At 59.9% G+C, this 18419-nt stretch carries 17 protein-coding genes and 1 other RNA gene; 6 read left to right on the top strand and 12 right to left on the bottom strand.

Going from position 1 to position 18419, the window contains the following annotated elements; translation table 11 throughout:
• Position 1 precedes the first annotated feature (1 nt).
• From ACN0WV_RS00435 to ACN0WV_RS00425, 3 genes are all read right to left on the bottom strand, one after another.
• On the bottom strand, positions 2 to 505 hold the full coding sequence (locus ACN0WV_RS00435; RefSeq protein ID WP_417602926.1) for a TRAP transporter small permease: 504 nt from the start codon (positions 503 to 505) through the stop codon (positions 2 to 4).
• A gap of 75 nt (positions 506 to 580) precedes the next feature.
• Complete coding sequence (locus tag ACN0WV_RS00430; RefSeq protein WP_417602924.1) at positions 581 to 1552, bottom strand: TRAP transporter substrate-binding protein; 972 nt, start codon at positions 1550 to 1552, stop codon at positions 581 to 583.
• Between the two features lie 11 nt (positions 1553 to 1563).
• Entirely contained in the window at positions 1564 to 2295 is a 732-nt protein-coding gene (locus ACN0WV_RS00425) for a GntR family transcriptional regulator (RefSeq protein ID WP_417602922.1), read from the bottom strand.
• A 104-nt stretch (positions 2296 to 2399) separates the two neighbouring features.
• Here ACN0WV_RS00425 and uxuA point away from each other — a divergent pair, with 104 nt between their 5' ends.
• Positions 2400 to 3614, top strand: a complete 1215-nt coding sequence (gene uxuA / locus ACN0WV_RS00420) for a mannonate dehydratase (protein ID WP_417602919.1) — start codon at positions 2400 to 2402, stop codon at positions 3612 to 3614.
• A 77-nt stretch (positions 3615 to 3691) separates the two neighbouring features.
• On the opposite strand, the gene ACN0WV_RS00415 is transcribed toward uxuA, so the two are convergent.
• The 9 genes from ACN0WV_RS00415 to ACN0WV_RS00375 all read right to left on the bottom strand — a co-directional run bounded on the left by ACN0WV_RS00415 (position 3692) and on the right by ACN0WV_RS00375 (position 15282).
• Positions 3692 to 4408: an alanyl-tRNA editing protein gene (locus ACN0WV_RS00415; protein ID WP_417602917.1), complete on the bottom strand. Its 717-nt coding sequence runs from the start codon at positions 4406 to 4408 to the stop codon at positions 3692 to 3694.
• The gene (locus tag ACN0WV_RS00410; protein WP_417602915.1) at positions 4405 to 6852 is read right to left on the bottom strand and encodes a DUF3772 domain-containing protein; all 2448 of its coding nucleotides are present in this window, start codon (positions 6850 to 6852) and stop codon (positions 4405 to 4407) included. The genes ACN0WV_RS00415 and ACN0WV_RS00410 overlap by 4 nt, the downstream gene beginning before the upstream one ends.
• Positions 6852 to 7886, bottom strand: a complete 1035-nt coding sequence (locus ACN0WV_RS00405; RefSeq protein ID WP_417602913.1) for a cysteine synthase A — start codon at positions 7884 to 7886, stop codon at positions 6852 to 6854. The genes ACN0WV_RS00410 and ACN0WV_RS00405 overlap by 1 nt, the downstream gene beginning before the upstream one ends.
• 66 nt (positions 7887 to 7952) lie before the next feature.
• The gene (locus ACN0WV_RS00400; protein WP_417602911.1) at positions 7953 to 9092 is read right to left on the bottom strand and encodes an NUDIX domain-containing protein; all 1140 of its coding nucleotides are present in this window, start codon (positions 9090 to 9092) and stop codon (positions 7953 to 7955) included.
• A 75-nt stretch (positions 9093 to 9167) separates the two neighbouring features.
• Positions 9168 to 10376, bottom strand: a complete 1209-nt coding sequence (locus tag ACN0WV_RS00395; protein WP_417602909.1) for a class I SAM-dependent methyltransferase — start codon at positions 10374 to 10376, stop codon at positions 9168 to 9170.
• A gap of 79 nt (positions 10377 to 10455) precedes the next feature.
• Complete coding sequence (locus tag ACN0WV_RS00390) at positions 10456 to 11877, bottom strand: cryptochrome/photolyase family protein (RefSeq protein ID WP_417602907.1); 1422 nt, start codon at positions 11875 to 11877, stop codon at positions 10456 to 10458.
• A gap of 380 nt (positions 11878 to 12257) precedes the next feature.
• The gene (locus tag ACN0WV_RS00385; RefSeq protein WP_084352632.1) at positions 12258 to 13898 is read right to left on the bottom strand and encodes a BCCT family transporter; all 1641 of its coding nucleotides are present in this window, start codon (positions 13896 to 13898) and stop codon (positions 12258 to 12260) included.
• 54 nt (positions 13899 to 13952) lie between these two features.
• Positions 13953 to 14369, bottom strand: a complete 417-nt coding sequence (locus ACN0WV_RS00380) for a universal stress protein (RefSeq protein ID WP_417602904.1) — start codon at positions 14367 to 14369, stop codon at positions 13953 to 13955.
• A gap of 397 nt (positions 14370 to 14766) precedes the next feature.
• Positions 14767 to 15282: a DinB family protein gene (locus tag ACN0WV_RS00375; RefSeq protein WP_084352636.1), complete on the bottom strand. Its 516-nt coding sequence runs from the start codon at positions 15280 to 15282 to the stop codon at positions 14767 to 14769.
• 177 nt (positions 15283 to 15459) lie between these two features.
• Here ACN0WV_RS00375 and ssrA point away from each other — a divergent pair.
• The 5 genes from ssrA (at position 15460) to ACN0WV_RS00350 (ending at position 18415) form a co-directional block, all read left to right on the top strand.
• Positions 15460 to 15815, top strand: a transfer-messenger RNA (tmRNA) gene (gene ssrA, locus ACN0WV_RS00370).
• Positions 15816 to 16026: 211 nt separating this feature from the next.
• A complete protein-coding gene (locus ACN0WV_RS00365) occupies positions 16027 to 16521 on the top strand; it encodes an SspB family protein (protein WP_084352738.1) in 495 nt (164 codons plus the stop codon).
• A 102-nt stretch (positions 16522 to 16623) separates the two neighbouring features.
• A complete protein-coding gene (gene fumC / locus ACN0WV_RS00360; protein WP_417602901.1) occupies positions 16624 to 18018 on the top strand; it encodes a class II fumarate hydratase in 1395 nt (464 codons plus the stop codon).
• Positions 18015 to 18200 (top strand): DUF4169 family protein, encoded by a 186-nt coding sequence (locus ACN0WV_RS00355; protein ID WP_084352640.1) that lies wholly within the window; start codon positions 18015 to 18017, stop codon positions 18198 to 18200. The genes fumC and ACN0WV_RS00355 overlap by 4 nt, the downstream gene beginning before the upstream one ends.
• On the top strand, positions 18197 to 18415 hold the full coding sequence (locus tag ACN0WV_RS00350; RefSeq protein ID WP_417602899.1) for a ribbon-helix-helix domain-containing protein: 219 nt from the start codon (positions 18197 to 18199) through the stop codon (positions 18413 to 18415). The genes ACN0WV_RS00355 and ACN0WV_RS00350 overlap by 4 nt, the downstream gene beginning before the upstream one ends.
• Positions 18416 to 18419 lie beyond the last annotated feature (4 nt).

Raw genomic sequence — 18419 nt, 5'->3', positions numbered from 1 at the left:
CTCAGTCCTCTTCGGGCTTGCGGGGTTTGCCATCTTCGGTGCCGGTCAGCATTCCGACGACGCGCAGGCTTGCAAACAGGGCCAGCAGCGCCAGCATCAGCCAGACCGTAAAATGGACGTAGTGCATTTTGATCCCCAGCGCGGGGGCGGTCTGCATCTTTCCGATGGAGACGTATTTCCAGGCATGCGGCAGCAGGTAGATCGCCAGCCCAGCGGTCACGATGCCCGCGAGAAGGCGCAGCAACCAAGGCATGCGACCCGGCAGCGACTCGCAGACGACATCGACGTTCACCAGATCACCGGTGCGAAAAGAAAGCCCTGCACCAAATGCCACCGAGAACAGCAGCGCGTAGCGCGTCAGTTCCTCGGTCCAGACCGGAGAGCTGCCGATGAAGCGCCCCACCACCTGTATCAACACCGCGCCGATCAGCACCGAAAAGGAAATTCCGGCCCCGATCCGCGCAAGCTGCACAAGGAGGTCGATTAGTCTTTCTGCGCGTTTCACCATGAGCCCCCTGGACTGAAAGGACAGCGCCGCCCGTCCGGGGCGACGCCGCCTGATCTAGATGTAACCTGTCGCTTATTCAGCGAACAGGCCTTCGACGATCGGCTTGATCTCGTCGCTGACATTCGCCAGCACCGCATCCTTGGCTTTTGCCTGGAAGGCGGCACCATCAACCTCTACGAATGTCATGCCGTTTTCCTCCAGATAGGCACGGTCGGCGGCGATGCTTTCGTTGAACAGTTCACGCTCATAGGCCTGCGCGCGCGAGGCGGCCTCCATCACGGCACCTTGATCTTCTTCGGACAGGCTTGCCCAAGTGCTTTCCGCGATGGTCAGGTAAATCCACGAACGGACATGCTCTGTCATGTTGACGTGGCTCTGCACTTCGTTAAAGCTGGCTGACCGGATCAGTGCCAGCGGGTTCTCCTGCGCCTCGATGGTACCGTTCTGAAGCGAGGTGAACACTTCGGAGAACGCCATCGGGCCGGGGTTCGCGCCAAGCGCCTTCCACACGTCGATGAACAGCGGCACGTTCGGCACGCGCATTTTCAAACCGTTCAGATCATCCGGCGAAGTGATCGGCCGGTTGGATGTCAGGTTGCGCGGTCCGCGCGCGAAATGCGCGATGGGGCGGATCTGCACCTTCTCGATGATCTGCGCCTTGATCTGATCGCCGATCTCGCCACTGGCGACTTCATCCATGTGCTCCAGCGACTTGTAGGCATAGGGAACCGCAAGCAGGGCTGCCATCGGTGCCCAGTTTTGCAGGGACTCTCCGGTGATGGTCATGTCGACCGTACCAAGCTGCATGCCGTTGATCAGGTCGATTTCCTTGCCCAGGCTTTCATTCGGGAACACCTCAACGGTAATGCGCCCGTCTGTCAGCGCGGACAGCTCTTCGCCGAACCTGACCGAGGCCATGTGCCAGGGATTGTCCTCATTGGCCAGATGGCCCAGCTTCAGCGTCATGTCCTGCGCGAAGGCAGGCGCTGTCAACAATGCCGCCACGGTTGCGGCAACGGCTGGAAGTTTCCAATTGAACGTCATGTATCCACTCCTCATAGGATAGGTGCATTGACCGGTTGGGGAAGCTCCCCCGCCGGCAGGTCGAAAAACTCGGGATGCGCGGCAACGATCTGGGTAAGGTCGGAAAGAACCTCGCGCAAATGGGTGCGGATCGCAACATTGGCACCGCGGCGGTCACCATCGGCGATGTGGTCGACAATGGTTTCGTGCTGACCGATCAGCTTGGCCACGGGGAATTGCGACAAGGAAAGATACCGCACACGGTCCATCTGCGCTTTCAGCCCCTCCACTTGCTTCCACGCCCCGCCCTTGCCTGCGGCCGCGGCGAGCGTGAAATGAAAGCGTTCATCCAAATGAATGAAATCGCTTGAATCTTTTGGGTCCAAGGCGCGCTGGACATCAAGCTGTTTGCGCAGATCCGACACCAGACCCGCATCCGGTGCCTGCGCCAGAATGCTGACAATATCGGCCTCTATCGCTTCGCGCAGAAAACGCGCGTCCAGAACGGCCGAATAGGCGATCTTGTTGACGATCGTGCCGCGCTGCGGACGCACGGCCAGAAGCCCCTGCTCTGCCAGCTTGATAAAGGCTTCACGAACCGGTTGGCGACTGACCTGATGAAGTGCGGCGATTTCGGATTCGGAAATCCGGTTTCCAGGGGTCAGATCATTGTGGATAATACGGTCGCGCAGGATACGGTAGATCTGTGGCGTAATTGGCAGTGTCGGGTCCAAAGCCCCTATACCTGTGACAGATGCCGTCATGATTCTACCTCCACGCGCTGAATAACATACTTCCATACTTCCATACTAGGCATTAAACGCAGGGTCTGTTATCACTCAATCATCGCACGACTCGGGAGGAAGTAATGAAACAAACCTGGCGCTGGTTCGGACCAAAAGATCTTGTGTCCATAGATGACGTTGCCCAGGCGGGCGCGACCGGCATTGTCACCGCCCTGCACCACATCCCGACGGGGGATGTGTGGTCCAAGGAAGAGATTGCCGAACGTCAACGCGTGATTGCGCACATGAAAGACGGACGCCCCTCGGGTCTGGCATGGGATGTGGTCGAAAGCCTGCCTGTCAGCGAGGATATCAAGAAGCAGACCGGCAACTGGCGGACCCATATTGCCAATTACCGCGAAAGCCTTGGCAATCTTGCCGATGCCGGGATCGAGGTGATCTGCTACAACTTCATGCCAATACTGGATTGGACCCGCACGGATCTTGCCTGGCGCCTGCCCAACGGTGGCACTTGCATGCGGTTCGACCTGACCGACTTTGCCGCATTTGACCTGCATATCCTCGAACGTCCCGGCGCTGCCGAGGAGTATGATAAGGCGCTTAAGGATGCCGCAGGCAAACGCTTTGCCGAGATGGACGATACCCATCGTTCGCAATTGTTGCGCAACCTCGTGTTCGGCCTTCCTGGCGCGGCCGAGAATTTTTCGCTGGAAGATGTGCGCACGCATCTGGCCGAATATGCCGCGATCAGCGAGGATCAGTTGCGCGCAAATCTCGTGACCTTCCTCGAAGAGGTCGTGCCCACGGCGGAAAAGCTGGGCTTGCGGCTGTGCTGCCATCCCGACGATCCCCCCGTGCCGCTGCTGGGCCTGCCGCGCATCATGTCAACCGAGGCGCATTACAAGGCGGTAATGGATGCTGTGGACTCGCCCGCCAGTGGCATCACACTGTGTTCCGGTTCCCTTGGTGCGCGGCCAGACAATGACCTGCCGGGCATGATGGAGCGTCTCGGCGACCGGGTGCATTTCCTGCATCTGCGCAACGTCAAGCGTGAGTCGGACGACATTTTCGGGTCGTTCTATGAAGCCGAGCATCTGGGCGGCGATACCGATATGGTGGCGCTGGTAGAGGCTGTCTTGCACGAAGAGGCGCGGCGCAAGGCTGCTGGTTGTGCAGACTGGTCACTCCCCTTCCGGCCGGATCATGGGCAGGACATCCTTGACGATCTGGGGCGCAGTGCGCAGCCGGGCTATCCTTCTATCGGACGGTTAAAGGGCCTTGCCGAATTGCGCGGAATAATCGCGGCGCTCTCTCCGCGCATCACCGCAGAGACATGACCAGCTGCGCCTGACTGACCTTGATCGGGCGAAGGGGACACCCCTTCGCCCTTTCGCGAACATTAAAACCCGATCACCTAGCGCAGGTGCAGGTTGACGCGGCGATTCTGGCGGCCTTTATTTTCGATCTTGCCCAAGCGGATATGACCGATTTCTCCGGTCCGGGCGACATGCGTACCGCCGCAGGGTTGCAGGTCAACCTGACCGCTCCCCTCGCCAATGCGGACAAGGCGAATGACGCCCGCGCCGCGCGGCGGTTGCACCGACATGGTCTTGACCAAACCGGGATTGGTATCCAGCTCTTCCTCTGTGATCCAATCTTCGGTGACTTGCAAATCGCGATCCACAAGCGCGTTAAGTGCGTCTTCAATGGCATCGCGATCCTCTGGCGCTTCTGGCATGTTGAAATCCAGACGCCCGCGATCTGCACTGACCTGACCACCGGTCACAGGCAGAGCGATGACAACCGACAGTAAATGTAACGCAGTGTGCATCCGCATATGACGGTGACGGCGTTCCCAGTCGAGCCGCTGCGTGACATGTGCCCCAACGGGCGGCAGCATGACCGGTTCCGCCGCGACCAGAACACTGCCGCCACCATCCGCCTTGACCGCCGTGGCAATCGGGATTTCCACGCCGTTCCAGTCCAGAACGCCGCTATCGCCCGGCTGGCCGCCGCCGGTCGGGTAGAACAGCGGGTTATGCACGACAAGGCCGCCCTCGGGTGTGTGGCCGGTCACGATACCGGGTGCATCCCGCCGATAAGGCTCTGTCAGGTAAAGCGCTTCAGTCATGTGTCGCCATCTCCGTCTCCGTCGCTTGACGCCTGATTGGGTTCGCTCGGGATCGGATTATGAACGGGGTCCGACTGGTCCTTGTTGTCATCGTCACGGACATGCTCTGCTTCGGATTGTGGTGCGCCCTTGCCCTGCATCAACGTTTCGGGGTTGCGCAGCCAAACGTCGCGCTGTGCGAATGGAATTTCGAAACCCTCCTTCGCGAAAGCCTCGACGATCTGATGGTTCATCTCTGTTTTCACGCCCATAATTTCGTTGACGTCCGACAGAATCGCGCGGATTTCGAAATCCATCGAATCGGCACCGAAGCCCTTGAACAGCACATAGGGTGCCGGGGTCAGCATCACCAGCGGGTGGAAACGGGCAATGCGCAAGAGAACCTCTTCGACCTTGCGGGTATCTGTCCCGTAGGCCACGCCCACGGGAACGATGATCCGTCCCAAGGCATTTCCACGGGTGTAGTTTGACACTCGGCCAGAGACAAAATCGGCGTTGGGGATGATCACGTCGTAGCGGTCGAATGTCTCGATCCGTGTGGAACGGACAGAGATGCTTCGGACGGTGCCATGCGTTCCACCGACCTCGATCCAGTCGCCTTCGGAAATCGGCCTCTCGATCAGCAGGATGATGCCGGACACAAAGTTGGAAACGATGTTCTGAAGGCCAAAACCGATCCCGACGGACAGCGCACCGGCAACAATGGCCAAGGAGGACAGATCCAGCCCCGTGGCCGTCACCGCAATCAGCGCGGCCAGGAAAATCCCCAGATAACCAACACCCGAGACGATGGCATTCTGCCCGCCGATATCCAGCTTGGTCTTTGGCAGCACCGATCCCCGCAAACCGCCCTGCAACAGCCGCGTCGCGGCGTAACCGATGACGAAAACGATGGCAAAGGTCAGGAAATCGGTTGGCGCGATGCGGGTATCGCCAAAGGTAAAGCCCTCGCGAAACCGCGCCCAAAGCTCTGTCAGGTCAGCAACGCGCGCGCCCCAGATCAGCGCCAGTACCGGCAGGGATGCCAGCGTCAGCACAAACGCCCCCAGAACCGGCAGCAACCCGTCGCCGTCCTCGTCGCCGCGCCCGGTAATCAACGCATAAAGATCGAAAACAAAGCGCTGCAATACCAGCAGCACACCGAGAAGAGCGAAAGTCTGCACAGTCGGGAAAATCATCGCCTCACCGGCATTGGCATAGCCAATCGCTGACATGACCGGGCCAATCACGGCCAGCACCATGGCGACCTGGCCAAGAAGGCGGACCATGCGAATCCGGAACGCCGCTTCCGTCGTGTCGGGATTGTCACGTTCCTGGGCAACGCCGACCTGGCGCAAGATGAGACCCAGACGGAACAGCACGATGCCGGCCAACACGATGATCGGAAGCTTCAGCACCGCAATTGTGGCAATGCGGTACTCCTCGGCGGCGGCGACCTTGACGATCACGTCTTGCGCCACCAGCAACACGCCCAGAATGCCGACATCAATGCGGGCCTCGGTGCGCCGGTAGCGATCAAGCGGCAGGGATCCGACATCGTCCATGCGCGAGAACGTCTGGTCGCCCAACCACCACACGCCAAGGATCGTCATCGCCCAGCCGGGAACAGCCGACAGCAGCAGCGCGCCGCGTTCACCCAGCATCCCGGTTGCAAAAATCGCCAGCGTCAGGGCAATGATGCCCACCATCGGCACGATGATCTGACCAAGCGAGACCAGAAAGCTCCAGACGCCGGTGCCTTTGCGGGTCAATTTGCGCAAACGTTTCACCGCACCGCCGATCCAGACCCGGCCACGCAGCATCAGCAACAGGCCCAGCGCGAGCAGAAACAGCACCAAAGGCAGTTGGGCCTTCGCCTGGCTACGCTTTTCGTCTGACGCCCAGTTTTCTTCAACCTCGACGATCAGCTCATTCACTGAAGCCAGCAACGACTCGATCGCTGCGGGCCAGAGCGCGGGGTTGATGGGGGATGGGCCCAGTTCCAGCAACGCCGCGGCCTGTCGTTCACGAATGATCGTGTCGATTTCCGAGATGATGGCGTTGGCGCGGTTATAGGCCTCTTCGGCGCGGCGAAGGGGAGCACGCAACTCTTCCATCTGCTCGTTCAAGGCAGAGCGCCTGTCGGCCAGTTCCGCAGGCTCCTCGGTGCCTTCCTCGGGTTTCGGACCAAGCGCATCGATCTGCCCCTGAAGGGTATCTATGCGCGGTGTGCTGACATTGCTGGCCGCAAGAAACTGCTCTCGCCACTTGGCAATACCGGCGCGCAGGGTTTCAAGCTCTGTATCCGTGGCACTCTCGGCCTCGACCACGGATTCGGCGGATGTTGCCTGCTTGGCCCAAGTGTCGTAGTCAACCGGGTTCTGGGCAAATACCTGAACCGCCAGCATCAATACCAGCATCAGCGGCAACAGGGCCGCTTTGAAAAAGACCAATGGGTTGGGCATCAGACCTCCTGGAAAACGCCTGGAATGGATGCGGGAGCACGGTCCATCCAGCCGGGCACGGGCAGGCCCTTGTCCTTCAGGAAATCGGGGTTGAACAGTTTCGACTGGTAGCGTGTGCCATAGTCGCACAACACCGTGACGATCGTGTGCCCCGGCCCCATTTCCCGCGCCATGCGCACAGCGCCGGCCACGTTGATACCGGACGACCCGCCAAGGCACAGGCCTTCTTCTTCCAGCAGGTCGAACACCACGGGAAGCGCCTCGTCATCCGGGATCTGGTAGTTGAAATCCGGGGTGAACCCTTCAAGATTGGCGGTGATCCGCCCCTGCCCGATACCTTCGGTGATCGAGCTTCCCTCGGCCGCATGTTCGCCGGTGGTATAATAGTTGAACAACGTGGCACCCAGCGGATCGGCAAGGCCGATCTTGACGCCTTTGGGTTGCAGCGCCATCGCCACACCCGCCAGTGTCCCACCAGAGCCTACCGCGCAGATGAACCCGTCAACCTTGCCGCCCGTCTGGTCCCAGATCTCAGGGCCGGTGCCTTCGATATGGGCCTGACGGTTGGCGGTGTTGTCAAACTGGTTGGCCCAGATCACGCCTTTTTCCGACGTGGCGGCCAGTTCCTCGGCCAGACGGCCGGAATAGCGCACATAGTTGTTGGGATTGCGGTAGGGCGCTGCGGGCACCTGCACCAGTTCCGCGCCGGCCAGTCGGATCATATCCTTCTTTTCCTGGCTTTGTGTCTCGGGGATGACGATGATGGTCCGGAACCCCATCGACGCGCCAACCAGCGCCAGCCCGATACCGGTATTGCCGGCCGTGCCTTCGACAATCGTGCCACCGGGTTTCAGCAGGCCCTTCTCCACCGCGTCACGGATGATGAACAGGGCAGCACGGTCCTTGACCGATTGGCCGGGGTTCATGAACTCCGCCTTGCCAAGGATTTCACAGCCCGTCGCCTCGCTGGCGCGGCGCAGCCGGATCAGTGGCGTGTTGCCGATCGCTTCGGCCAGATCACCTGCAATGCGCATGCGGCGCCTCCTTTGTCATCATCTGTTCTGTCAGCCATCAGATGTAGGGCGCAACGGGGGGGGATATCAACCCACCGGACGCATGCCGGACCTCAAGTTCGGCCGCTCGCGCGCCAACCATAGCAGCATCATCGCCAAAGGACCCGCGTTCACTTCTCCGCTATCGAGCAGTGCCATGGCTGCCTCGAAGCATATGACGTGGCTGCGGATATCCTCGTGTTCGGTTGCCAATCCGCCCAGCCCGGCATCGTTTGGCGACAGATCGCACAGTCCAAGGAAGCAGTGAAAGAACTCGCTGGAATACCCCGGAGAGGCGTAGACGGCAGGCATGGGGCGCATCTCGCCCAGTGTCAGCCCGGCCTCTTCCACCGCTTCGCGCCGTGCGCAAGCTTCTGGCGTCTCGCCCGCATCGACAAGCCCTGCCACCGGCTCCAGCACCCAGGGTGCCGGATCGCCCCGCATCAGCGGACCATAGCGCATCTGTTCAATCAGCATCACCCGGTCGGTTGCGGGATCGTAGGGCAGCACCAGCGCTGCATCGAAGGCCACAAAGGCCTCGCGGTTCATGGTTTCGCTCCAGCCGCCTGCGAAGGTCCGGTGGCGCAAGCTGAAGGCACGCATCCGGAAAAAACCGTCAAAGCCGGGTCGTTCCGCGGTAATCTCGGCATCCTGATCGGTCATTTGCGCGCGCAGGGTTTGCGGCGCGGGTTGCGCCGCCAGTCGCCGCGCCCAGGCCCGCGAGCGGATAAAGGGGAAAAGCGCGCTGATCTCTTGCGGCGAGGCCTTGCCGTAGCGGCCCATCACCTCGCGCGCCGCGTCACAGCTAAGCTGCCCCCATTGATCGACCCAGTCTTGCAGCGACCAGAAATCACCCGGCGTCCAATGGTCCCCGGCCGGAAAGTAGACCTGGGCCATGATCGCGCCCTCATCCGTTTCGACTGGCAGACCCCTGGTATCGAAATCAAACCCGGCTTCATAGAAATCCAGCCGGGCAATGTCCTGCGGATCCAGTCCACGCACCAGCAGGCCCTGTGTCTCTGCGCCCTGTTCGGCACCTATGGTGGGAAATGGTCCTTCCGCGACAGCGCGCACCGCATGGTGGGGAAGGGTTGCGGGCTGCATATCGATACCCCCGGCGGCGCGGCCAAGCACGATCTCCAGCAAGGGAACATGGTGCAGGCTGCCATAAAAGAATAGCGATGTCATAGGGTTGCCTTCAGAGGATCTTTACGTTCCCGACCGCATAACACGTTACGGAAACGCACACCACGACCGCAGGGGTCAGCCGGGCCGTGTCAGGGTTATCTGGGTCACGTCGCAATTGCCGCTGTGGAAGGTCGCCGCGCAGGCGGTCAGATAGAAGTTCCACATCCTTTGAAAGCGCTTGTCAAAGCCCAGTTCGGCAATCTCGGACCAGCGATCATTGAACGTGTCGTGCCAGCGTCGCAAGGTCTGGCTGTAGCTTTCGCCAAACTCGACCGATCTGGCGATCCGCAGCCCGGCCCTTTCGACCTCGGCCCGCAAGGCACCGGGGCTGGGCAGCATGCCGCCCGGGAAGATATGCTTCTGGATGAAATCCACGCCGCGACGGTAAACCTCCCAGCGTTTGTCCTGCACCGTGATGATCTGAAGCGTCGCATGCGCGCCGGGTTTCAGCCGCTCGCGCAGCGTGTCGAAATACACCGGCCAGTATTTTTCACCCACCGCCTCGAACATCTCGATCGAGGCGATGCCGTCATAGGTTCCGGTCTCGTCGCGGTAATCCTGCAGCTTGAGTTCCACCAGATCCGAAAGTCCAGCAGCGGCGATCCGCGCCTGCGCATAGTCGAACTGCTCGCGGCTGATGGTCAGCCCGGTCACCCGAAGCCCACGCTCTTTGGCGGCATATTCGGCAAACCCGCCCCAGCCGCACCCGATCTCCAGCACATGATCACCGGGTTTTGCGCCCATCTCGTCCACAAGCTGCGCATATTTCGCGATCTGCGCCTTTTCCAGACTTTCTTGCCCGGTCTCGAACAGGGCTGATGAATAGGTCATGGTCTCGTCCAGCCAAAGCCCGTAGAATTCATTGCCCAGGTCGTAGTGATGGGCGATGTTCTTCTTCGCTTGGCGGCGCGAGTTGGAGTGCAACCAGAACCGCGCTCTCTCGAACGCGCGCACCAGCCCCATGCCGGGGAAGCCGTCGAACAGCACGTCATTGTCGGCATGAATCAGGTCCATAAACGCCATCAGGTCCGGCGTGCTCCACCACTCATCCAGATAGGCATCTGAAAAGCCCAGATCGCCGTCGCGGATCAGCCGTGCGAATATATCGGGGTTGTGAATATCAAGCTGCGCAACGGGTCCGGGCGCGCGACCTTCGGCACGAAAGATGCGCCCGTCCGGCAGCACAAAGTCAATGCGGCCCCGTTTCATCCCCTGGGCAATGTCAAAGACGCGGGCGAAATAGCGCGGCAGGTCGGGCTGGTTCTGGGTTGTCGTCAGGATCATGTCATTCCGGTGGTCTTGTTGATGGCAAACAGCTTGGCGCAGGCATGGCGTTTGGGCAAGAAGATCGTGCGTCACAGGCTCAAAAATCCCTGTTTTCATAGGCTTGCAGCGCCTTTTCACGCCCATCGGACACGGACACGACAGGCTCTGGATAGCTGTCCTGCGCCGACAGCCCCCAGCTTCGCGGCACGGCGTCAAAGTAGCTCAGGGCGGTGTCGGTCGGGGTCTGCCGGTCCTCTGCGATCCATGATTTAGCGTAAATGCCGTCGGGGTCGAATTTCTTCAGCTGGGTGACAGGGTTGAAAACCCGGAAATAGGGTGTGGCATCCGGCCCGGACCCTGCCGACCATTGCCAGCCCATCGCGTTGCTGGCCGGGTCCCAGTCGATCAGGCAATCCTCGAACCAGCGCAAGCCGATCTTCCAGTGACACATCAGGTGCTTGGTCAGATAGCTGGCCACCACCATGCGCGCGCGGTTGTGCATGCGCCCGGTCACATACATCTCGCGCAGGCCCGCATCGACAAAGCGGATACCGGTGCGCGCGTGTTTCCAGGCCTGCACTTCGGCGCGACGTTCATCCTCGTTCCACGGGAAGGCATTCCAATCCTCGCGCCAGTTACCCGACAGGATCCGTGGCGTGTGATACATTAGATGATAGGCAAACTCGCGCCAGACCAGTTCTTTCAGAAAGGTCTCGGCCCCGCGCTTGCCTTCTTCCCGCGCGCGTATTCCCGCATGCCAGCATTGATGCGGGCTGATCTCGCCAAGCGAAAGGTTTTCGGACAGGCCAGAAGTACCGTCAATATCGGGCCGGTTGCGATCATCGACGTAATCCGCAACCCGATGCGCCATGAACGCCCCCAGCCGGGCTTGCGCCGCACTTTCCCCCAAGCGCACATACGGATGCACGATTTTTGCGCCGCGCTGCATGGCCTGAGCCATCTGCCAATCGCCAAGGTTGTCGCTTTGTGGCCACGTCTCAGGCGGCTGCATCTTACCCGATGTCGGAAGTGGCGTGTCAACGTCACGGCCCTTCACCGCATTCCAGAACGGCGTGTAGACCTTGTAATAGCTGCCCTGCCCGGTCTCAACCGTCCACGGTTCGAACATCAGATGGCCGCCAAAGCTCTGCGCCTGGATGCCGTCGTCTTTCAACGTCTGCTTTACGGACGTGTCCCGCGCCATGCTGTCCGGATCATAGGCGCGCGTCCAATAAACCGTGCCTGCGCCGGTTTGCTCGATCAGCTCGCGCAAGACGGGCAAGGCCGCACCTCGCCGCAGGATCAGTCGGCTGCCCTTGTCGGCAAGCGCGTCTGACAGGTTCTCCAATCCCAGCCCCAGCCGCCATTTAGGCGCGGCCCCCAGCCCTTTGACAAGATCATCCAGAATGAAGACCGGAATGACAGGGCGCCCGGTTTTACACGCGGCAGACAACGCCGGATGGTCCGACAGTCTCAGATCTCGGCGGAACCATATCAGTATCGGGGAAGTATCGCTCAACGGTCTGTCCTTTTTCCGTGTAATAGCAATACGGAGCGCGTCGACGCCCGGATCAATGAGCATAGCTTTGCGTTGGTCGGGTTCAGAAAGTTCCCGTCAGACAAGACGCTTGCATCAACCTCAGATCGCCGCAAATGGCCCAGTATTTTATCGAAAGATAGCGGGGCTTTTCGGCGGGCCAAGTCACAAATGACCACTGCTTCTGATCCGGACTGGATGGCGCAAGGCAGGTCGAGGACATTCCTGCCTTTACGTCAAGCGCCTGACACACATAACGGCCGCTTTCGGGGCCGCATAACCAACAAGGGCGCGAAGCCGAAACAACGCGCCCTTGTTCTGTTCTTTGGGGGCGTCGCTTTATGCGAAACCCATCCTCAGCGTCAGTGCGCTTCGGTGCTCAAACCTTTCCAGATCGCCCAGCACATCATCAGCAGGACAACCGTGAACGGAAGCCCCGTAGAGATCACCATGGATTGCAGTGACTTCAAGCCGCCTGCACTTAGCAGCAGCACAATGGCCACCGCGCCTTCGAAGACACACCAGAAAACACGCTGGGGCACAGGCGCGTCAACTTTACCGCCTGCCGTGATCGTATCAATCACCAGCGAGCCGGAATCCGACGACGTCACGAAGAACACAATCACCAGCACGATGCCGATCAGCGATGTGATCTGCACCAAGGGCAGTTGATCCAGCATTTTGAACAGCTTCAGTTCCAGCGCGGCCTCTTGAGCCACGGTGTAACCGTCCGAGACCACCTGATCGATCGCAATGCCGCCGAAAACGCTCATCCACAACACGCAGACAAGGCTTGGGATCAGCAGCACGCAGATGACGAATTCGCGCACGGTCCGGCCACGGCTGACGCGGGCGATGAACATGCCGACGAAGGGTGACCAGCTGATCCACCAAGCCCAGTAGAACGCGGTCCAGCCTTGGGTAAAGTTGACATCCTCGCGTCCCAGCGGGTTCGCCAGTTGAGGCAGATATTGCACATAGGCCACCAGGTAATCGACGAACCCGGTCAGCAACAGAAGCGTCGGGCCGACCAGCAGCACGAAGATCAACAGGGCAATCGCCAGTCCCATGTTGATTTCCGACAGAACCTTCACGCCGCCATCCAGACCGCGCAACACCGAAATCAGCGCCACTGCGGTGATCGCCGAGATCAGAATGACTTCGGTCGTGGATCCGGTGGGCACGCCGAACAGCTCGTTCAAACCGGCATTTGCCTGCGTCGCGCCAAAGCCCAGCGAGGTCGCCAGACCGAACAGCGTGGCAAAAACCGCCAGAGTGTCGATCACATGGCCCCACCAGCCCCAGACACGTTCGCCCAGGATCGGGTAGAACGCCGAGCGGATCGTCAGCGGCAGGCCCTTGTTATAGGAGAACAGCGCAAGGCTGAGCGCCACGACAGCGTAGATCGCCCAAGGATGCAGACCCCAGTGAAAGATCGTTGCGGCCATGCCCAGACGCACGGCCTCAACCTGATCACCTTCGGCACCTCCAAGTGGTGCCCAATCCGTGCGCACCCCGTCTTCGCCCATCGCAACTCCACCGAAGGAGCTGCTGAAATGGCTCATCGGCTCTGAGACACCGTAGAACATCAGGCCGATGCCCATGCCAGCGGCGAACAGCATCGCGAACCAGCCAATATAGCTGTAATCCGGCGTCGCGTCCGCGCCGCCCAAACGGACGCGGCCATATGGCGTGACGATCAACAGGAAGCAGAACAGCACGAATATGTTGGCGGCACCAATGAAAAACCAGTCGAAACTAGTCGTTACAGTGGTGAACAGCCAACTGAAAACCACGCCGGACTGCTCGGGCAATGCGAGCGTGTAAAACACGAAAAGCACGATGCTCAGGCCGGAAATCATGAAAACCGGGTTGTGAATATCAAAGCCGAACGGCCCAACCGAACCGTCAACATTATCTTGTCCGATTTCATAATCGGTCTCGATCAAAGCAACCTCGCCTTCCGGCTCCGGTATGCCCTGATTTTCAGAATCGTCGGTCATTTTTGACCCCCTGTTACGTTACATCATTACACAGGTATTGCGCCCGCTCGCTAATTAGTCGCGTACCACCATGACAGAGGCATCGGCATGTCCGGCAATGGTCCCGCCATTGGACGGCCAGATATAGTCAGTCAGGTTCGGGATATGGCTGGCCATGACCACCAGATCGGCGCGGGTCTCTTTCACCGCTTTCAGCAATGTCGGATCCAGATCGGTGGCCGGGTCATGGCTGATCATGGCATGTGCCTCGGCGGCGATCCCGTGCGTTTCGGCCTGCGAGGCGGCAAATTCAGCCATTTTCTTTTTGAATTCCTCTGGAGAATGGGCGATCGAGCTGGGCGTCGCGGCGGCGACACCCACATAAATCACCTTGGCTTTGTAATGGCGGGCCAGGTCAGCGGCACATTGTAGCGCTTTACTCAGCCTGTCCTGATGCGCCAGATCCACAGGGATCATAATTGTGTTGAACATCTCTTCCCTCCTGTCGCGTGCTGTCGAAGGGCGGCAGCCCTCTTTTGCACATCTCATTTGGTTTCCAGGGGTGCCGCGGTGTCTCCGCCGACACGTCCACCTGCGGTTCAGCTTGGCGCGGAACCGTCTCGACCTGCCCCTCAGAGCGGCATTTGACACTTGCCAAGCGACGCTCGGCGGCGCACCCGTATCGGCCTGAGCACCACGGTGCAACCCGATGTTATGTCATGCTACATGGTGCAAAGGCGTGTGGCGACAAGAAAACCGCCCGATTGACCATATGCCATTACCTTGCCCAGCAGAGCCGCCAGCCAGATCAATGCCGCGCCGCAACGTCATGGTGGTCAAAACCGCTTCGGGCCATGGTGCCTACCGCCGGCTCAGCCCCAAGCGACGATCACAGCCAGGGACCGCTGTCGGGCATGAATGCCAGATCCGACACGGGTGCCGTCTCTTTTGCGGCGGTGACCATCCCGTGTACCTGCCCGCGATGATGTGTCTGGTGATTGAACATATGTGCCACGCACAGGCCTTTGGGTTTCGAGACATCCGCCTTCAGCACACCCGAATGCCATTTCAATGCGCCTTTCAGGTCATCCGGTTTCAGCGCTTCCGCCCAGTGCAGAATGCGCCCGTCAGTGCGAAACCGTTCCGCGCTCCACGCCGCAAGCGTTGGCTGAAACCTCGGGCTTTCGGGAACACCGCCCTTCGGTGCCTTGCCCCCATCCAGCCGCGCCATCCATATCTGGTCTGCCCAAAGAAGATGGTTCACGGTCTCAAAGATGGACCGGAAGAACACGCCGCGATCCTGCCGAAGCGCCGCATCGGTCATACGTTCCAACGCACCGCGCAGCTGGCGGTTCTGCCAGGCATTGTATCGTGCCATCGTCAGCACATAGTCCGGCGAAATCATCCCCACCTCTTTTCATATGAAGGCGCGCTCAGGCAAGAAACGCGGTTCAGATTTTACACGCCGCCCCTGTCGCAGACCCAGTTTGCCGGATCGTGCGAACAAGTTGCAAGGAAAAACCCGGTAGCGACGCGACAATCCGCGCCTGGTACAAATGAAATTTGCAAACTTTGCCCCCACCCCCTTTGCAGCCCCGTCAAAGCGCCCTATATTCATCTTGTTCCTTCGGGAACTATGGACATAAACGCGCTCGTAATAAGCGGATCGGACCCGGGGGCGGTACCCGGCGGCTCCACCAAACATCCTTCATTTGGGGATCATGGGGCCGAAACAGGATCGACGAACGTCTAAAGGGGTTATGCTTTGTCCCGGTGAGTTACCACCGTTATCGGTACAAATCGTACAGTTGCAAATGACAACCGTGCTCCGACAATGGCTCTGGCTGCGTAAGCAGTTCGAGTTTGTCGAACTTTAAGCCCTTGCGCCTAGCAGCGTAAGGCGGGGTTCGCAGGCACCTGGCAACAGAAGCCTGCACTTAATTCCCCCGCCCCACATAGTTGTCGTCGTTTACGCGTATCCCTGATGGTGTTGCCGCGTCCGCCTTTTTCGCCGTATGTCGGCAAATTTCGGCGGTGTTCGGCCGCCCTGTTCCGGCCTCGGCAGGACGGTGAAATTTTCACCCCGCACGGTCTTTTGTTTTCCGCCGGATCGCATATGCTGTCCGCGAATTTGCAGGGAAAGAGACATATGTCCGGCAGCATAGACTACGGAAATCTGATGCATCGCGCGATGCGGGGGCTGATCAAGGAAGTTCTGACCGATGTGGCCGCGGACGGGCTGCCGGGGGAACATCACTTTTTCATCACCTTCGACACGGGTCATCCGGATGTCCAGATCGCCGATTGGCTGTCCGACCGCTATCCCGGCGAGATGACCGTGGTGATGCAGCATTGGTATGACAACCTGAAAGTGGGCGACGAGGGGTTCGGCGTCTCGCTGAATTTTGGCGACGCACCCGAGGCGCTGTTCATTCCCTACGACGCCATCAAGACCTTCGTCGATCCATCGGTTGAATTCGGTCTGCGATTCGAGAACCAGGACAGCGACGAGGACGAGGACGACGCCCATGGTCCCGAGATCGTCCGCGACGAAGGCTTGCCGTCGGAGGCCTCTTCGAAGGCTTCAAAAAAGGACGCGCCAAAAGACGCCGAGGTGGTCAGCCTCGACAGTTTCAGAAAATAGCCGTCTGCGGTGCCCTGCCCTTGCCCTGCGCGCCTGTGGCAGATTGCGGATGGCAAGGATCGGCGCTAAACGGCATGCGATTGCATACGACAGGAGCGTTCCATGGCCCAGACCCGCACCGAAACCGACAGCTTCGGCCCGCTTGAGGTTCCCTCAGACAAGTATTGGGGCGCACAGACCCAGCGCTCGATCATCAACTTCCCGATTGGCTGGGAAAAGCAGCCCGTGCCGATCATTCGTGCCCTGGGTGTGGTGAAGCAGGCCTGCGCCATGGCGAATCTGGAACAGGGCGGGCTGGAGAAAAAAGTCGGGGATGCGATTGTCGCCGCCGCGGGCGAGGTGATCGACGGCAAGTTCGACGACAATTTCCCGCTCGTGGTCTGGCAAACCGGTTCCGGCACGCAGTCGAACATGAACGCCAACGAGGTGATCTCGAACCGGGCGATCGAGATGCTGGGCGGCGAGATGGGGTCAAAATCGCCCGTCCACCCCAATGATCATTGCAACATGGGGCAATCGTCGAATGACACCTTCCCCACCGCGATGCATGTCGCCATCGGGATGCAGGCGCGCGACGTGCTGTTGCCCGGGCTGAAAAAACTGCACGCCGCATTGGCCGCGAAGTCCGAAGAATTCAAGGACATCATCAAGATCGGCCGCACCCACACGCAGGACGCGACGCCCCTGACGTTGGGCCAGGAATTCGGCGGCTACGCGCATCAGGTTGCGCAAGGCATCAAGCGTGTCGAAATGTGCCTGCCCGACATTTATGAACTGGCCCAGGGCGGCACGGCTGTCGGGACCGGGCTCAACACCCGCAAGGGCTGGGCCGAAAAGGTCGCCGCCAACATGGCCGAAATCACCGGCCTGCCCTTTGTCACCGCGCCCAACAAGTTCGAGGCCCTCGCCGCGCATGACGCGATGGTGATGTTCTCTGGCGCGCTGAAAACCGTGGCGGCGTCGCTGTTCAAGATTGCCAATGACATGCGGCTTCTGGGGTCCGGCCCGCGCTCGGGTCTGGGTGAGTTGATCCTGCCGGAGAATGAGCCCGGATCCTCGATCATGCCGGGCAAGGTCAACCCCACGCAGGCAGAGGCGCTGACGATGGTCTGCGCGCATGTCATGGGCAATGACACCGCCGTGGGCATCGCCGGCTCGCAGGGTCACTTTGAGCTGAACGTCTATAACCCGATGATGAGCTACAATGTACTGCAATCCATGCAATTGCTTGGTGACAGCGCGTCGGCCTTCACCGACAATATGGTGGTCGGCACGAAAGCCAATGTCGAACGCATCGAGAAGCTGATGAAAGAATCGCTGATGCTGGTGACAGCCCTCGCGCCCACCATCGGCTATGACAACGCCACCAAAGTCGCCAAGACCGCCCATAAGAACGGCACCACTTTGAAAGAAGAGGCGGTTGCCCTTGGTTTTGTCGATGAAGAAACCTTCGACCGCATTGTGCGTCCCGAAGATATGATCGGACCCAAAGAATGAGCAACCTGACGAACCTCAACAAGGCACGCAAGGACCGCAAGCGCGATTCCGAAAAGCGCGATGCCAATATGCATTCGGCGAAATTCGGGCGCAGCAAGGAAGACAAGCAGGCGATGGCCGCAAAACTGGCCAAGGCTGCAAAATCCCTCGACGGGCATAAGGCCGACGACAAGGACGCATGAGCGCCCGACCGGTCAAACGGTCCCTGACCCTGCGCGGCCACCGCACCAGCGTCTCGCTGGAGGATGCCTTCTGGCACGCCTTCCGCGAGATCGCCGTGGCCGAGGGCAAACCCCTGAACGTGCTGGCCGCCGAGATTGACGAAAAGCGCGGGGTCGAGGCCGGATTGGCCTCTGCCATCCGGGTTTATATCTTGCAGCATTACAAAGACCGCTGACGCC

Origin of the sequence: Primorskyibacter flagellatus (genome assembly GCF_048268605.1) — a bacterium.
Taxonomy (GTDB): Bacteria; Pseudomonadota; Alphaproteobacteria; order Rhodobacterales; family Rhodobacteraceae; genus Primorskyibacter; species Primorskyibacter flagellatus.
Note: the sequence above shows the minus strand (reverse complement) of the source record. Positions and strands in the feature narration are given on the sequence as shown.

What these genes read in the sequence shown, in the direction of transcription:
- ACN0WV_RS00425 (WP_417602922.1), bottom strand. Translation starts at nt 2,295, where the DNA reads ATGACGGCATCTGTCACAGGTATAGGGGCTTTGGACCCGACACTGCCA.
- ACN0WV_RS00380 (WP_417602904.1), bottom strand. Translation starts at nt 14,369, where the DNA reads ATGTTCAACACAATTATGATCCCTGTGGATCTGGCGCATCAGGACAGG.
- ACN0WV_RS00400 (WP_417602911.1), bottom strand. Translation starts at nt 9,092, where the DNA reads ATGACATCGCTATTCTTTTATGGCAGCCTGCACCATGTTCCCTTGCTG.
- ACN0WV_RS00410 (WP_417602915.1), bottom strand. Translation starts at nt 6,852, where the DNA reads ATGCCCAACCCATTGGTCTTTTTCAAAGCGGCCCTGTTGCCGCTGATG.
- fumC (WP_417602901.1), top strand. Translation starts at nt 16,624, where the DNA reads ATGGCCCAGACCCGCACCGAAACCGACAGCTTCGGCCCGCTTGAGGTT.
- uxuA (WP_417602919.1), top strand. Translation starts at nt 2,400, where the DNA reads ATGAAACAAACCTGGCGCTGGTTCGGACCAAAAGATCTTGTGTCCATA.
- ACN0WV_RS00385 (WP_084352632.1), bottom strand. Translation starts at nt 13,898, where the DNA reads ATGACCGACGATTCTGAAAATCAGGGCATACCGGAGCCGGAAGGCGAG.
- ACN0WV_RS00365 (WP_084352738.1), top strand. Translation starts at nt 16,027, where the DNA reads ATGTCCGGCAGCATAGACTACGGAAATCTGATGCATCGCGCGATGCGG.
- ACN0WV_RS00355 (WP_084352640.1), top strand. Translation starts at nt 18,015, where the DNA reads ATGAGCAACCTGACGAACCTCAACAAGGCACGCAAGGACCGCAAGCGC.
- ACN0WV_RS00415 (WP_417602917.1), bottom strand. Translation starts at nt 4,408, where the DNA reads ATGACTGAAGCGCTTTACCTGACAGAGCCTTATCGGCGGGATGCACCC.
- ACN0WV_RS00395 (WP_417602909.1), bottom strand. Translation starts at nt 10,376, where the DNA reads ATGATCCTGACGACAACCCAGAACCAGCCCGACCTGCCGCGCTATTTC.
- ACN0WV_RS00430 (WP_417602924.1), bottom strand. Translation starts at nt 1,552, where the DNA reads ATGACGTTCAATTGGAAACTTCCAGCCGTTGCCGCAACCGTGGCGGCA.
- ACN0WV_RS00405 (WP_417602913.1), bottom strand. Translation starts at nt 7,886, where the DNA reads ATGCGCATTGCAGGTGATCTGGCCGAAGCGATCGGCAACACGCCACTG.
- ACN0WV_RS00375 (WP_084352636.1), bottom strand. Translation starts at nt 15,282, where the DNA reads ATGATTTCGCCGGACTATGTGCTGACGATGGCACGATACAATGCCTGG.
- ACN0WV_RS00350 (WP_417602899.1), top strand. Translation starts at nt 18,197, where the DNA reads ATGAGCGCCCGACCGGTCAAACGGTCCCTGACCCTGCGCGGCCACCGC.